This window comes from Streptomyces sp. A01, assembly GCF_059026195.1.
Window position 1 is genome coordinate 17,216 of sequence record NZ_JBWLKN010000025.1, and the last position, 14,924, is coordinate 32,139.

Genomic DNA, 14,924 nt, shown 5'->3' on the forward strand with positions numbered 1-14,924 from the left:
GATCACGGAGTCACCATGTCCCACGACCTTTCCCGCCTGATCGTCCTGGTCAGCGCCGACACCGGGCGCGTGGCCGACACCCTCGTCCAGCACCTCACCGGCCTCGGCGTCCAGGTCGTACGGGACCACTCGGGCGACCCGCTCAAGGCCGCCGAGCGCCAGGAGCGCGTCGACGCGCTCATCACCGTGACCGGCACTGCCACCGGCTCCCGCGCGGCGGGCGGGCCGCACGACGTCGGCCGTGCCGTACGCACGCTGAGCGGCCCGGCCGCCGCACGCGCGCTCGCGGCGCGCGGGTGTACCGCCATCGTGCACGTCGCCGCCCTCACCGACCGGGCACGGGCGGCGACGGCCCACGCGGAACTCACCCGCGAACTGGCCGACGCCCACGCGCCCGTGCCCGCGCGGGGGCCTGCGGACGGCGCGGCGCCCCGCGTCAACTCGGTGGTCAGCGACGGGGACGGGGCCGCGCGGGGCGTGGCGCAACTCGTGGCCTTCCTCGTGGCCGACGCGTCCGCCGAGGTCACCGGACAGGTCCTGGCCATCACGGCCGCCGCGAGCACGCCCGCGACCGCGACCGGTGCGACGGACCTCACCCGTAACGAGTCCACCCGCAACGAGCCTGCCCGTAACGAGTCCGCCCACAGCGGGACCAGTGCCGTGCCGGAGGCCGATGGCGACGCCGTAGTCGTCGTCGGCATGGGCCTCGCCGTGCCGGGCGCCAGCTCACCCGAGGCATTCTGGGACCTGCTGCGCGCGGGACAGCCCATGTTCGGCGAGCCAGGGGAGCGGCTGGACCTGCGCACCATGTGGTCGGCCGACCCGTCAGCCGAGGACCGGACGTACGCGCGCGCCGCCGGGTTCATGCGCGACTTCGTCCCCCACCCACGGCTTCGGGACGAGATCGCCGCGGGGACCTTCGACAGCGACGAGTACACCGCACTGTGGCTGCGCCACTCGCTGCTCCAGGCGACCGAGGACATCACCATCCGCCCGGCCGACCGTCGGCTGTTCGCCGTCGGACTCACCCCCGACGGCAGCCACCACCTGGAGCACAGCCTCATCACCACGGGGGTACGCGGCCTCCTCGCGGAGGCGGGCGCCGACACGCCGCCCGGCCTCGACGCGCTCTACCCGCTGGCCTCCGCCAGCCCGCACGACGTCCTCCCGTACCGCATCGCCCGCATGGCCGCCCCCGATCTGCCGCCGACGTCGGAGATCGTCGTCGTCGACACCGCCTGCTCGTCGTCCCTCTACACGATCGACCTCGGCGTCCGCGCGCTGCGGGCGGGCGAGTGCGATGTGGCGCTGTGCGGCGGGGCGTTCGCGCTGGGCGCGCAGAGCATGGTGCTGTTCTCCAAGCTGCGCGGCCTGTCCAGGTCCGGTGAGGTGCGGGCGCTGGACGAGGGCGCGGACGGCGTGCTGTTCAGCGACGGTGCCGCCGTACTCGGGCTCAAGACGTACGCGCGGGCGGTGGCCGACGGCGACCCGGTGCTTGGCTTCGTCGCCGGGTTCGGTGGCTCGTCCGACGGCCGGGGCAAGGCGATCTACGCACCCAACGCGGCGGGCCAGCGGATCGCGCTGGACCGCGCCTGGCAGGCCGCCGACGCCACCCCCGAGGACATCGACTGGATCGTCGCCCACGCCACGGGCACCCCGACCGGCGACCGGACCGAGATGACGGCGCTGGGGCAGAACGCGGGCCCGGACAAGACCTGGACGATGACCTCCAACAAGTCCCTGGTAGGCCACGCGGGCTGGGCGGCGGGCGCGGTGTCGGCCATCCACGCGCTGCTGGCCCTGCGCCACCAGGCCATCCCGGCCCAGCCCCGCTTCAGCGCCCTCCCGGAAGGAGTGGCCGCGTCGGTCGACGTACCGACCACGGAGCGCCCGTGGCCGGTGAACCCGCGGCGGCGCCGTCTGGTGGGAGTCTCCGCCATGGGCTTCGGCGGCACGAACGGCCACCTGCTCCTGACCGACCGGCCCCCGGCGGACGGCGAGCGCGTCAGCGGTCGCCAGGACGGCCCGCGGCAGGACGGGAAGCCCGAGGTGCCCGGCGCGGGACCGGACGCCGATCCGGTCGTGGTGGTCGCCACCGGTACGCACCTGCCCGGCCTGCCGGACGACGAGCGGATCGGCCGGTGGCTGGCCGGAGGCGAACCGGACTGGCCCGCCACCTTCGGCGAGGACTACCCGACGCCCTCGCCGGTGGAGGCACGGCTGGCGCCTTCCGCGCTCGCCGCGCTCGACCGCAGCCAGCTGATGGCGCTGCGCTGCGCCGACCTGATCGCCGACGACTGGCTGAAGGACGACGAACTCCGGGCCCGCACCGGTGTACTCGTCGGCCACACCGGCCCGACGCGCTCCGCGTTGGCACACGACCTGCGCTGCTACCTGAGCGACCTCACGACCAAGCTGACCGGCCCTGCGGGTCTGCCTCCCGGACTTCTCGGCGACGCGGTACGCGCCATGACCCCGCCGGTCAACGAGGACTCCTACCCCGGCCTGATGCCCAACATCATCGCCGCCCGGGTCGTGCAGCGCCTCGACCTGCACGGCCCGAACATGACTCTCGACGCGGGCACCGACTCCGTCAACTCCGCCCTGGCCACGGCCGTTCGCTATCTGCGGGACGGTGAACTGGACATGGCGGTGGTGATGGGCGTCAACGCCGTCAGTCCCCACCTCCCCAGCCCGGGCGGCAGACAGGCAGCCGAGGCCGCGATCGGGCATGTCCTGACGCGGCTGAGCGTCGCCCGCGCCCACGGGCTCCCGGTGCTCGGTGGCATCTCCCTCGCAGCACCGAAGGGCGCTCCCGACCGGCCGACCACCCCTGCGGCGGGCGGCGCGGGCACGGTGCGGATCGCGGGCGACCGGGCCTACCGGGGCGCCGAGGGGGCCGTGGCCCTGCTGCACGCCCTGCGCGCGCCCGCCAGACGTGTCCTCCTCGCCGCGACCGAGGACGGCCACACCCCCGCCTTGCTGGTGACCTCCGCCGCGCGCGTGCTGGCAGGCGAGGGCGCCGCCGCAGACGCCGCCCAGGCGGCCCCCGGGGGCGCGCTCGCCGCGGCCCTCACCCGGCACGCCGTCACGCTGCGCCCGCGACCGCCCCAGCCGGTACGGGCCGCCGTGGCCGCCTTGCCCGCGGGCGCCCTCGTCCTCACCGACGAGCCGGCCGCCCTGACCGGGCACGTGCCCGCCGACTGCCTGGTCGTGGCCCCCGGTCCCGCGCCGCGCGGGACCACGGGGCCGAGCCCGGCCGTCGTGTATCTGGACGACGCGGGTGATCTGGCCCGTACCGTCGCCGCCACCGGGCGTGAGTTCTCCCAGGTGCGGGTGATCGTCAGCGCCGAGCGGCCCGTTCGCGCCACCGGAAGCGACCACCTCACCGGCCGGAACCTGGCAACCGGCGTCGCTGCCGCTGACGGTGCTGCCAACGCCGACGCCGACGCCGACGCCAACACCGACACCGACACCGACGCGGGCGCCGACGCCGACGCCGAAGCGCAGGGCGTGTCCTCGCGCGTGCTCGCCCTCAACGATCTCGCGTTCGCCGCAGCCCAGAGCTGCGCCGGGCCGCTGCGCGACGGCGGCTGCTTCGCCGTGCTCGCGCTGGACGCCTTCGACGGCGTCACCCCCCGCCCGTACGCGGGTGTGTTCGGGGGAGTGGTCCGCAATCTGGAGCAAGAGTTGTCCGGCTGCCTGGTGTTCGCCCTGTTCACCGACGCCACGGACCCGGCGGCCGGACTCGCCGAGCTGGCGGCGGAGTCCGCGCTGCGCCGGTACCTCCCGCTCGCCTACCGGACGGCCGGGCGGCGGCTGGAGCTCATGCTGGTCCCGGTGACCGGGCCCGATCCCTCCACCGGCCTCGGACTGCCCGAGGACCCCGTGGTCGTGGCCACCGGCGGGGCCCGCGGCCTCACCGCGCACCTGGTCCACGAGGTCGTCGCCGGACGCGCGCCCCGCTCCGTATGGCTGCTCGGTACGGGACCGGCTCCCGGCCCGGCGGACACCGACCTGTCCGGCGTACGGAAGGTCGACGCGCTGCGCCAACTGATGGCGCGGCACCCCGGAGAGAACATCGCCGCGCTCAACCGCCGCTACGACCGGTCGGTACAACAGGCCGAACGGGCCGCGACACTCCGCGAACTGGAGCAGGCGTGCGGCCCCGGCCGGGTGCACTACCGGCAGTGCGACGTCCTCGACGCGGACGCGGTGCACCGGGTGGTCGGGGAAGTGCTGACGCGCGAGGGCCGCGTCGATGTGCTGCTGCACGGCGCCGGTCTCGCGCGGACCGCCGTCCTCGAACGCAAGAAGCTCGCCGACTTCCGCACCGTACGGGATGTGAAGGTACGCGGCTACGCCAACCTGCGTGCCGCGCTGCGCGGGCGTCAGCCCCGGTTGTGGTGCAGCATCAGCTCCATCTCCGCCTTCACCGGGCTGCGCGGCGAACCCGACTACGGAGCGGGCAACGAGTTCCTGATGCTCGCCGCCGCGCACGCGCGCGCGGTCGGCGGGCGGGACGAGGTCGCGCTGGTGTCCGGGCTGTGGGTGGAATCCGGGATGGCGTCGGCGGACACCCCGGGCGGCGCCTTCCTCGCCCGGCAGGCCCAGATCGGGCAGCTGACCGACGAGCAGGGCCGCGAGTTCTTCCGTACCGAACTGCGCGGCCGGGGCAGCCACGGTCTGGCCACCACCTGGATCGGCGACCTGGACTGGGCGACCCTGGAACGGGAGGCGCCCGGTTACCGCGCGGCCGGCGAGCGTGCGGCCCTGGAAGCGCCCGAGCCGCGCAGGGGGAGGGCGCCGCTTCCCGCCCACCCGGCCTTCCTCAGCGGCACGCCGCAGCGGGTCGGCGACGGCGGACGGGACACCAGCGCCTGGACCATCGAGGTGGGCCTCGACCGGCATCCGTACCTGCTCGACCACCTGGTCGACGGGCGCCCCACGGTGCCCGGCACGTTCATCCTGGAGATGGCCGCCGAGGCCGCCGTCGCACTCGTCCCGGGGCTGGTCCCGGTGCGGCTCACCGATGTGGTGCTCTCGCAGTTCATCCGGGCCGCCCGGCACCGCTGGCCCCGGACGCTGCGGGTGATCGCCGAGCGTGCCGGGGACCGTCGGGTGCGGGTGCGCGTCACCAGCCCGGCCAACGGGCCCGTCCCCGAACGCGAGCACACCAGCATGGTTGTCCACCTGGCGCCCAGCGCCCAGGAAGGCCCCTGGTGCCCACCGCCCACGGGCGGGACCGCCGCACCCAACACCTACCGGTTGCCGGGCACACCCGTCGAACTCGGCGGTGTCTTCAACGCGCTGGGCGAACCCCGGCTCGAACCCGACGGCGGCTCGGCGACGCTGCGGCTCGCCCTCGACGGGGACAGCGGCCCGTTCACCGGGTTCCTGCTGCCGAGCCTCGCGCTGGACTGCCTGCTGCGTACGTCGGTGCTGGACGGGCGGCGGCCCGGCGAGGTGCCCGTGATGGTGCCGACGGGGCTCGCCAGCGTGGACCTGTTCAGCACGGCGGCCGACCCGGAACTGGCCGCGACCTGGCCCGGCGGAATCACCCTGCGCCACTGGACCGACCCGGTCACCGGCGAGGAGAGCTGCGCCGCGCTCACTCCCACCGGGCGGGCCCTGTTCCAGGTCAGCGGGGTCACCGGCGCCATCAAGGGCCGCTACGAGACCGGGCCCGGCAGCTGGCGGGCTGACGGACCACCGGCCGTCAGCCCCGCGCCCCCACCGTGAGCCCCCCACCATGGGCCCCGCCCGGCACGGAGCCACGCGCGACCGACCGCCCACGACGCGCCCCAGCCGCCCTGCCCCTCTGCCGGCCGCCGACTGCCGGCCCCGTCCCCCGTCCCCAGCCCCCAGCCCCCAGTCAGGAGATCGAGGTGGAGCGTGCCTGACCCGTCCCGGCCGGTCCACGACAGCTCGACCAGCCCGAACAGCCCGCCCCCGTACGGCCAGTCCCCACCCGTACGGCGTACGGAGCGGTGCCCTGCGCGCCGCCCCCGCGCCGTGGATTCCCGTAGCGGCACCCGGTGCCGCCCAGCACGAACGATGGTGAGTGAGTGATGTCATCCGAAGCGGCTGCCGACGACCAGACGAAGGGCCCGGCGACGGGCCCACCGGTGGACGAGGCGACCCCTGACGCGGCCCTGAACGCGACGGAGGAGGAAGCGTCGCGCCGCGCCCGGCCGTGGACGCTGGGTCTTGTGTGCGTCGCGATGTTCATGCTGATGCTCGACGTCACCGTGGTGAACGTCGCGCTGCCCGACCTGCGGACGTCCCTCGACGCGGGCTTCTCCGACCTCCAGTGGGTCATCGACTCCTACACCCTGACCCTGGCGGCCTTCCTCCTCACCGGTGGCTCGCTCGCCGACCGCCTCGGCCGCAAGCGGGTGTTCAACGTCGGCCTCGTGGTCTTCACGCTGTCGTCGCTGGTCGCCGGGGTCGCACAGGACGTCTTCGCGCTGAACCTCGCCCGCGGCGTGCAGGGCGTCGGCGCCGCCGTGCTGTTCTCCGTCGGCCCCGCCCTGATAGGCCATGAGTTCCGGGGCAAGGACCGGGGCATGGCGTTCGGCCTGTTCGGCGCCGTCGCCGGACTCGCGCTGGCCTTCGGGCCGCTCGTCGGCGGCTTCCTCACCGACGTACTGAGCTGGCGTTGGATCTTCCTGGTCAACGTGCCGATCGGGGCGGTCGCGCTGCTCATCGGCGCGGTGAAGCTGCGGGAGTCGCGCCAGCCGCAGCAGCACGGCATCGACTGGTGGGGAATGGTGGCCTTCGCCGCCTCGCTGACCCTGCTGGTGCTCGGATTCCTGCGCGGCGAGGCGTCCGGCTGGACCAGTGGGCCGATCCTCGCGGCGTTCGCCGCGGCCATCGTGCTGATGGCCGCCTTCGTCGCCATCGAGCAACGGTGCGGTGAGAGCGCGATGTTCGATCTCTCACTGCTGCGCATCCCCACGTTCAGCGGGATCTGCGTGGCGACGCTGCTGTCCAACGCGACCAGCCTGGCCGCGATCTTCCTCCAGATCTCCTACATCCAAAACGTCCTCGGCTTCTCGCCCTGGGACACCGGTCTGCGGCTGATGCCGATGATGCTCACCCTCTTCGTCGTCGCCGCCGTCACCGGCGGCCTGCTCCAGAGCATGCCGCCCGGCGTCCTCGTCGGACTCTCCATCGCGTTCATCGCCGCGGGCATCGGCCTCGTGACCCTCGTGGAGCCGGACAGCTCCTGGACCGCGCTGCTGCCCAGCATGATCGTCACCGGTATCGGGATGGGCCTGTTCAATCCGCCCCGGGCCGCCGTCACCATCGGCGTCGTACCGCCGGAGAAGGCGGGCATGGCCTCCGGCATGGGCGAGACCTTCCAGCAGGTGGGCGTGGCCGTGGGTATCGCCGCCTTCGGCGCGCTCTTCCACCACCGGGTCGTCGATGACTTCGTCGCCTCCGAGGCGGGAGACAAGCTGGGCGGCCAGGCCCACGACCTGGGGACGTCGGTCGCGGCCGAGGGCGGGTCGCAGGCGGTCGCCGACGCCCCGGCCGGACTGGCCGACGAGGTCGCCGAGGCCGCGAGGTCCGCGTTCGTCTCCGGGCTGACCGATGTGATGGTGCTGTGCGCGGCGGTGTGCGCCGTCGGCGCGGTCGTCGCCTTCTTCTTCATCCGCCGCAAGGACCTGCACGAGAGCGCGCAGGACGGTGCCGAGACCACGCCGAGCGGCAGCGAGGACGCGGCACCGGTGCCCGTCTGAGCGGGCACCGTCAGCACGAGACGGCCAGGTCGGACGCAAGAGGCGGCCGTGGCCGGGAAGCGAGCACAGGTCGAGGAGGACGCACGGTATGCGCGTAACGGAGCGGGACCAGGGCACGCACCCGGCCCCGCCCACCCCGGCATCGGGCAGGCACGCGCGGCCCGCCCCGGGCCCCGGCGTGCCCCGGCCCGTGCGCCGGGGCTCGGTCACCTGCCCGCGCCCGGTGCCCGGCGCCACGCTGCGCCTGTTCCTGTTCCACCACGCGGGAGGCTCGCACCTGCTCTACCGGGGATGGGAAGAGGCCTTTCCCGCCCACTGGGAGATATGCCTGGTCACCGCCCCCGGCAGGGGCAGGCTGCGGGGGATGGCCCCGCTGGAGAGCAGTGACGCGCTCGTGGACTACTTCCACGACGACCTGGCGCCGTGGCTGGACCGCCCCTTCGCCTTCTTCGGCCACAGCATGGGCGCGCTGATCGCCTACGAGCTCACGCGCCGCATGGCAGGCGAGGGCGGGCCGGTGCCCCGGTGGCTGGGCATCTCCTCCTGGGGTGCGCCCCGGCCCGGTACCACCCGCCCCGGGCGTTCCCCGGACAGCGGTACGGGCCGCGGGCGACACTTGCTGACGGACGCGGGACTGCGCGACTGGCTGCGGTCGGTCGGCGGCACCCCGGCTGAACTGCTGGACGACGACGGCCTGTGGCGGATGTTCGCCCCGATGTTCCGGAGTGACTTCACGGTGGTGGACACCTGGCGCCCTGACCTCAGTACGCCGCCGCCCGCCGTCCCCGTGACCGTCTTCGGCGGCGACGCGGACGCGGTGGTCCCCCCGGGCCGGCTGGCCGACTGGGCGGGGCACGCCCCGCTCTTTCGCGGACTGCGCCTCTACGGCGGCGACCACTTCTATCTCCGTCACCACCACCGTTCCATCGCGCGGCACATCACCGCCGCGCTGGCCACGGCCATGCCCGAAAGGTAAACCATGACCTCGCAGCTGAACTTCCTCGCGATTTCCGGGAGTCTGCGCGCCACCTCGCTCAACACCGCGGTCGTCGAGACGGCCGCCGAGCTGTGTGTCCCGCCGGTCTCCCTGTCGGTCTACCGGGGGCTCGGGCATCTGCCGTTCTTCAACCAGGACGTCGAGCAGTCGTCGCCGCCGCCCGAGGTGCTCGATCTGCGGGCGAGGATCGCGGCGGCCGACGGTGTGCTGATCTCCACCCCGGAGTACGCGCACGGCACCTCGGGCGTGCTGAAGAACGGTCTGGAGTGGATCGTGGGCGGTGGTGAACTGACCGGCAAGCCGCTGGCGCTCGTCTCGGCCTCCCCGTCGATGACGGGCGGCGACCGGGCGCAGGCATGGCTGAAGGAGACGCTGGCCGTCATGGGTGCCGAGGTACTGCCGACGACCCTGCTCATCGACTGCGCCCCGATCAAGATCTCTCAGGGGCGGGTGACGGACGAGGCCACCCTTCAGGCACTGCGTGAACTGCTGGGATCGCTCGCGCGAGCGGCGCGCGAAGCGGCGCGATCCGCGGCGGACGGCGTGGACGGGGCAGACAGTGTGGACGGCGTGGACGGTGTGGACGGTGTGGGCGCGGAGGGGGTGCGAGTCGCGGGGTGACACCGGCTCGTACGCGGCTGACATCGGCTCCCGCGCAGGCTGGCACGGCTCCTACGGGGTCGCCACGCACGTGCGCGGGCCCGCAGGGGCGGCTCTGCCCCGGACTGGCCCGTCATGGTCATCGCCGTGCCCGACGGTCCGCACGGTCGGTGACGCCCGCTGTCTCCCGCTGCTTGTGTGTCTCCCGCTGACGCGATGTGCTGTCCTGCTGGGCCGGCCGTGGTCGTTGTCGTGGATTTGGGCGGAGGTCTGGCGTTCGTACGGCGATGGCCTTGTGCTGCCACCATCCCGCTGGAGGCCCCGTTCTCGTCAGGAGGCGGGGACCTCCGCCGCGCCGTCGAAGTGCGCGAGGGCGGCCGACACGCTGTCGTGGATCAGGAACACCTCGGTCAGCCGGGTCGCGCGGAGCAGCCTGAGCGTGAAGGGGTCGGTCACCACGATCCTCAGGAGGCGGCCCCGCCTGCGTAACCGGTTGGCGAGCTGGCACAGCGCGCCGAGGCCGCTGCAGTCGATGAAGGTCACGCCTTGCAGGTCGATGACGACGTCGGGGTGCTGGTCGAGGTCCTGACCGGCGAGAAGAGCGCTGGTCGGAGCGGCGGCGAGGATATCTATCTCGCCGAGGAGTTCGATGATCAGAATTCTGTCGATGGTCCAGCGCCTGATCTCATAAGGCGCGTCATTTTGTCCGGGCATAGGGCGCTCCCTCACCGGCTAAGGTGGGTTGTTGATTACTCTGAGTTACCATATGATGTCGCCAATATCTCGGGGGGATCGATCGGGCGCCGTGCGTCTGTCCAGTTCGCGCCGGAGCCTGGGGCGACTACCTGGGATGATGCCCGTTCCTCCGTCGAATTACCGTCGTTGGGGGAACTTCTTGTACCGAATCTTAGGTACGAAGAGTGATTGCGCAGAGTAATCGTCGCCTGGAGCGGGTTTGGCGGAGGCCCGCGCACCTACGTACAGTTCGAGGGTTTGCTGGTCATGCAAGGTCAAGGAGACAGGTAGCGGGGATGACGGTGGCTGAGGAAAGCCAGGCTGGCATGGCGGGCATCGACCCCGACCGGCTCGCGGCCTGTCTGAATGTGCTCGCGGAGCTTGACGAGCTGCCGATCGACCACCCCGACGCCGTCGTCGTACGGCGGGCGACGGCGGGGATCTACCGGACCGTGAAGCAGCGGCGGCGCCAGGAGCGACGCGCCGCCAAGACCGCCAACGACAGGGCGGTGACCGAGGCGACGGCCACCGGTGCGGCCGACCGTATCGACGACGAGACGATGGGCATCCCGCTCGCCGCCTCGGCCGAGACGGAGATCGTCGGCACCCTGGAGCGGCCCCGCTCCTGCTACATCTGCAAGAACCGCTACGTCGAGGTGGACGCCTTCTACCACCAGCTGTGCCAGCCGTGCGCCAAGGAGAACCGCGGCAGGCGCGAAGCTCGCACGGACCTGACCGGGCGCCGCGCGCTGCTCACCGGCGGCCGCGCCAAGATCGGTATGTACATCGCGCTCCGCCTGCTGCGGGACGGCGCCCACACCACCATCACCACGCGGTTCCCAAGCGACGCGATCCGCCGGTTCAAGGCGATGCCCGACAGCGCGGACTGGCTGCACCGGTTGAAGATCGTCGGGATCGATCTGCGGGACCCCGCCCAGGTGGTCGCGCTGGCCGACTCGGTGAGCGCGGAGGGCCCGCTGGACATCCTCATCAACAACGCGGCCCAGACCGTGCGCCGCAGCCCCAACGCCTACGCGGAGCTGGTCAACGCCGAGTCGGCGCCGCTGCCCGCCGGTGAGCTGCCCGCGAAGGAAATCCTCGGCCACTTCGGCAGCGGCGGTCAGATCGCCCTGCCGGGACAGGTGCGCGGCCAGGAGGCGCTGACCCCCCACGCGATCACCGCCCTCGCGCTCACCAGCGGCTCCGCCTCGCCGGCCCGGATAGAGGCGGGCAACGCGATCGACGCGGGCGGCCTGGTGCCCGACCTGGACCCGACCAACAGCTGGATTCAGCGGGTGCACGAGGTGGACCCGCTGGAACTGCTCGAGGTCCAGCTCTGCAACGTCACCGCGCCGTTCGTCCTCGTCAGCCGGTTGCGCCCGGCGATGGCCGCCGCCCCGGCGCGCCGCAAGTACGTGGTGAACGTCTCGGCGATGGAAGGCCAGTTCAGCCGCGGCTACAAGGGCGCGGGCCACCCGCACACCAACATGGCCAAGGCCGCCCTCAACATGCTCACCCGCACCTCCGCGCAGGAGATGCTGGAGGCCGACGGCATCCTGATGACGGCCGTCGACACCGGGTGGATAACCGACGAGCGTCCGCACCCCGACAAGGTCAGGCTGGCCGCCGACGGCTTCCACGCGCCGCTGGACCTCGTGGACGGCGCGGCGCGGGTGTACGACCCGATCGTCCGGGGCGAGCTGGGCGAGGACCTGTTCGGCTGCTTCCTCAAGGACTACGCCCCGGCGGCCTGGTAGGAAACCGGGCGCGGGGACGAGCGCGGGGGCGCCCGGTGTCCGGGTGCCCCTCGCCTCAGCTGACGCCGCTCACCGGCGGGTGGCGCCGGTCCTGGCGCTCATCGTCGGCTCGTCTGCTCCAGCGGGGCGCGCCATGCGCTGACCCCGCCGGGCGTCGGACGGGAGAGACGGGTGCCGGGGCCCGGTCAGGTGCCGGACTTCCGGCCGTAGACGAAGACATCGTCACCGTTCTTCAGCAGGCTCCAGTACTTCTTGGCGTCACTGGGGCGCATGTTGACGCAGCCGTGCGAGCCGGGGGCCGACCACACGCTGCCGCTGATGGAGTGGAACGCCTGGCCGCCGTCGAAGAACTGGCTGTACGGCATGCGCACCTTGTACAGCGTCGACCAATGGTTGATGCTCCGCATGTAGACCTTCTTCGCGCCGACCCGCGTCTCATGCCCGTCGCGGCCCGTACGTACCGGCACCGGACCGTACTTCAGGGTCTTGCCATCCTGAATCCAGCTCAGCTGGCGGGTCAGGTCGATACAGGCGATGCGGCCCTTGTTCGTCGGGCACTTCTTCGCCTTGTTGGGGTTGTTCCCCGCGGCCCGCTGCTTGCTGACGAGGTCCATGACGCCCCACGTCACGGAACCGGCGTAGCCCACGTTCGGCTTGATGCCGTGCTTCGTCTGGAAGGAGCGGATCGCCGCGCAGTCAGCGGGCGACTGCTTGCCGTCCACCGGTCTGCCCAGGAACTTCTCCGCCTGCTTCTGATAAGGGCCGGTCTGCGTCGTACACGACGTGGCGGCCGCCTGCGCGGTGCCACCCATGGCGACCGACAACGGCACCGCCAGCCCGGCTATGCCGAGCACTACTCCCAGCCTGCGGCCCATGGCGCGGCTTGATCGTCCATTCACAATCGCTCTCATGCCCGGTATGACTACTCATATGGCCTCATGGTTGCGGAAGTGACGCGTCTGTCTCTCAACCGTGCGGTGGCGTGGGCCACTCGGGAGTCGTGTGGTGGCGCAGGTCACTCCGGCTCGGGCCGGCGGACGGGAAGTGAGAGCAGGCCGCGGGCCCGGATCGTGGGCCGCCGGCGCAGTTCCTCGCGCGGCACACCGAGTTCCATTCCGGGAAACCGGTCCAGCAGTGCGGCGAGCGCCATCCCGGTCTCCAGCCGCGCGAGCGGCACCCCGAGGCGGTAGTGGATGCCGTGCCCGAGCGTGAGATGCCCGGACTGGCCGCGACGCGGGTCGAGCCGGTCGGGGTCGGGGAACCGCCGGGGGGCCCGGTTCGCTGACGCGAGGGAGAGCAGCCCCGCCGGTCGAGAACCACCGGAGAATCTCCGACTCGGGACACCCGGACCCGTCCTGCCGCGCCCCGCCGGTGGGTGACGGGGCACGGAGCCGCCCGGTACGCGCGCGGCCGGGCGGACCGCGGCCTCCTCGACGGTCTCCGGCCGGTGCGTGGCGGGGGATCGTGCGGGCCCTTCGTGAGAGCGTGGTAGCCGTGCGGGCGGATGGCGCGACTCATGAGGAGAGCAAGCGATGACCGCTACGGCAGCAGAGGTTCTGGATTCCGCGGTGCGGCGGTTCGCCCCGGAACCGGGGGCCAACCGGCTCGTCCCGCTGATCGCCGACGGCAGGGCGCCCAGGGAGGTGGTCGCGACCCTGGCCCTCGAACAGCACCGGGTCATCGCCAGCGATCGCCGTGCCTTCCTCCACCTGGCGGAACGAGCCGCCTCCGAACCGGCCATCAGCGGGTATTTCACCGCGCTGGCGGACGGCGAGACCACCGCCATGGACCGGCTCGCCGACCTCATCGTGGCCTGCGGCCTCGATGAGGCGACGGTGCTCGGCTACCGGCCGCGCGCGGGCTGCCAGGCGTATCCGGCGTACGTGGCGTGGCTGGCGCTCAACGCCGAGCCCGCGGACGCGGTGCTCGCGCTGGCCGCCAACGTCGTCGCCTGGGGGGAGTACTGCGCGGCGCTGGCGCGCGGGCTGCGCGAGCACTACGGCTTCGACGACCGGGCGTGCGGCTTCTTCGACCTCTTCGCCGCGCCCGACCCCGGCGCGCAGGAGCGGACACTGGCCGCCGTGCGCGCGGGCTTGGACAGCGGTGTGATCACGGACGCCGCCGACGGCTACGGGCGACTGGTGCTGAGCTACGAACTGATGTTCTGGAACACGCTCGCCGGTCTCGCCGAGTCGGCGGCCCACGGCTGACCGGAGAGGGCGGCCTGGCCGTACCGGCCGACCGCCTCCCGCGCGGGTGCGAGACCGGCCCGAATATCCGACGAATATCCGACAGAAGATGTCGGGTATTGGCGCGATCATGCCGGGATGACGACGACCACTTGGAACGATGTCCACCGCTCGGCCCCCGGTCTCGCGGCGCGTGCCGAGGCGCGCTTCGGGCTCGCCAAGCACCACGTTCTCGCGACGCTGCGGGCGGACGGCTCGCCACGGGTGAGCGGGCTTGAGGTGAACTTCTGCTTCGGCGAGCTGTGGCTCGGCATGATGTGGCACTCCCGCAAGGCGCTGGACCTGCGGCGCGACCCGCGCTTCGCGCTGCACGTCAATCCCGGCCCGGGGGACGACATGCCGAACGGGGACATGCGGATCGGCGGCCGGGCCGTCGAGGTGACGGAGGGCGAGGCGCGCGCCGCCTACATCGAGACGGTCAAGCCGCCGCAGCCGTTTCACCTGTTCCGCGCCGACGTGACCGAGGTGATCCACACCTTCATCGAGGACGGGGCGCCGCACGTACGGATCTGGCGGCCTGGGAAGCCGGTGCGGACCGTCACCCCCGGAGCGGAGGCGGCCCCGGCGTCGCCGGACCAGGGGTAGCGGGCCGCGTCGCGCCGGGCCTCGGCATGGGAGTAAATAGGGAAGAAAGGGGCAGCCGGTCCGTGACGCCCCGCGACGGGTCTGCCTCTGCACGCTAGCCACAGGAGTTCCATCATGGCGTACCAAGTCACCTCCATGACCGTGCCCCCCACGCACCCGGAGCCCGTGCCGCCGGGCCCGCCCGACCCGGTGCCCCCGATCCCCGCACCGCCGCCCGGCCCCGGTGGCCCGGAGCCGGGCCCAGGACCGGGCC

9 protein-coding genes and 1 pseudogene are annotated in these 14,924 nt (G+C 72.8%); 7 read left to right on the forward strand and 3 right to left on the reverse strand.

The window, feature by feature from the left end:
• Positions 1–15 precede the first annotated feature (15 nt).
• The 4 genes from AC5P1B_RS27665 (at position 16) to AC5P1B_RS27680 (ending at position 9,366) form a co-directional block, all read left to right on the forward strand.
• Positions 16–5,742 carry an SDR family oxidoreductase gene (locus tag AC5P1B_RS27665; RefSeq protein ID WP_493890537.1) on the forward strand — a complete coding sequence of 1,909 codons (5,727 nt, stop codon included), beginning with the start codon at positions 16–18 and terminating at the stop codon, positions 5,740–5,742.
• Between the two features lie 329 nt (positions 5,743–6,071).
• Positions 6,072–7,748, forward strand: a complete 1,677-nt coding sequence (locus AC5P1B_RS27670; RefSeq protein WP_493890538.1) for an MFS transporter — start codon at positions 6,072–6,074, stop codon at positions 7,746–7,748.
• 88 nt (positions 7,749–7,836) lie between these two features.
• The gene (locus AC5P1B_RS27675) at positions 7,837–8,724 is read left to right on the forward strand and encodes a thioesterase II family protein (RefSeq protein WP_493890540.1); all 888 of its coding nucleotides are present in this window, start codon (positions 7,837–7,839) and stop codon (positions 8,722–8,724) included.
• A 3-nt stretch (positions 8,725–8,727) separates the two neighbouring features.
• Complete coding sequence (locus AC5P1B_RS27680; protein ID WP_493890542.1) at positions 8,728–9,366, forward strand: NADPH-dependent FMN reductase; 639 nt, start codon at positions 8,728–8,730, stop codon at positions 9,364–9,366.
• Between the two features lie 309 nt (positions 9,367–9,675).
• Here AC5P1B_RS27680 and AC5P1B_RS27685 read toward each other — a convergent pair whose 3' ends face one another.
• Positions 9,676–10,059 (reverse strand): STAS domain-containing protein, encoded by a 384-nt coding sequence (locus AC5P1B_RS27685; RefSeq protein WP_493890544.1) that lies wholly within the window; start codon positions 10,057–10,059, stop codon positions 9,676–9,678.
• A 317-nt stretch (positions 10,060–10,376) separates the two neighbouring features.
• On the opposite strand from AC5P1B_RS27685, the gene AC5P1B_RS27690 reads away from it, so the two are divergent.
• Positions 10,377–11,837, forward strand: a complete 1,461-nt coding sequence (locus tag AC5P1B_RS27690) for an SDR family NAD(P)-dependent oxidoreductase (protein WP_493890546.1) — start codon at positions 10,377–10,379, stop codon at positions 11,835–11,837.
• Positions 11,838–12,022: 185 nt separating this feature from the next.
• Here AC5P1B_RS27690 and AC5P1B_RS27695 read toward each other — a convergent pair whose 3' ends face one another.
• Together AC5P1B_RS27695 and AC5P1B_RS27700 are read right to left on the reverse strand one after the other, a co-directional pair.
• Complete coding sequence (locus tag AC5P1B_RS27695; RefSeq protein ID WP_493890643.1) at positions 12,023–12,712, reverse strand: L,D-transpeptidase family protein; 690 nt, start codon at positions 12,710–12,712, stop codon at positions 12,023–12,025.
• A gap of 140 nt (positions 12,713–12,852) precedes the next feature.
• Positions 12,853–13,158, reverse strand: a pseudogene (locus AC5P1B_RS27700) (cytochrome P450); the annotation flags it as partial.
• 211 nt (positions 13,159–13,369) lie between these two features.
• Here AC5P1B_RS27700 and AC5P1B_RS27705 point away from each other — a divergent pair.
• Together AC5P1B_RS27705 and AC5P1B_RS27710 are read left to right on the forward strand one after the other, a co-directional pair.
• Positions 13,370–14,047: a thiaminase II/PqqC family protein gene (locus AC5P1B_RS27705; protein ID WP_493890547.1), complete on the forward strand. Its 678-nt coding sequence runs from the start codon at positions 13,370–13,372 to the stop codon at positions 14,045–14,047.
• Positions 14,048–14,164: 117 nt separating this feature from the next.
• Entirely contained in the window at positions 14,165–14,671 is a 507-nt protein-coding gene (locus AC5P1B_RS27710; protein ID WP_493890548.1) for a pyridoxamine 5'-phosphate oxidase family protein, read from the forward strand.
• Positions 14,672–14,924: the final 253 nt, after the last annotated feature.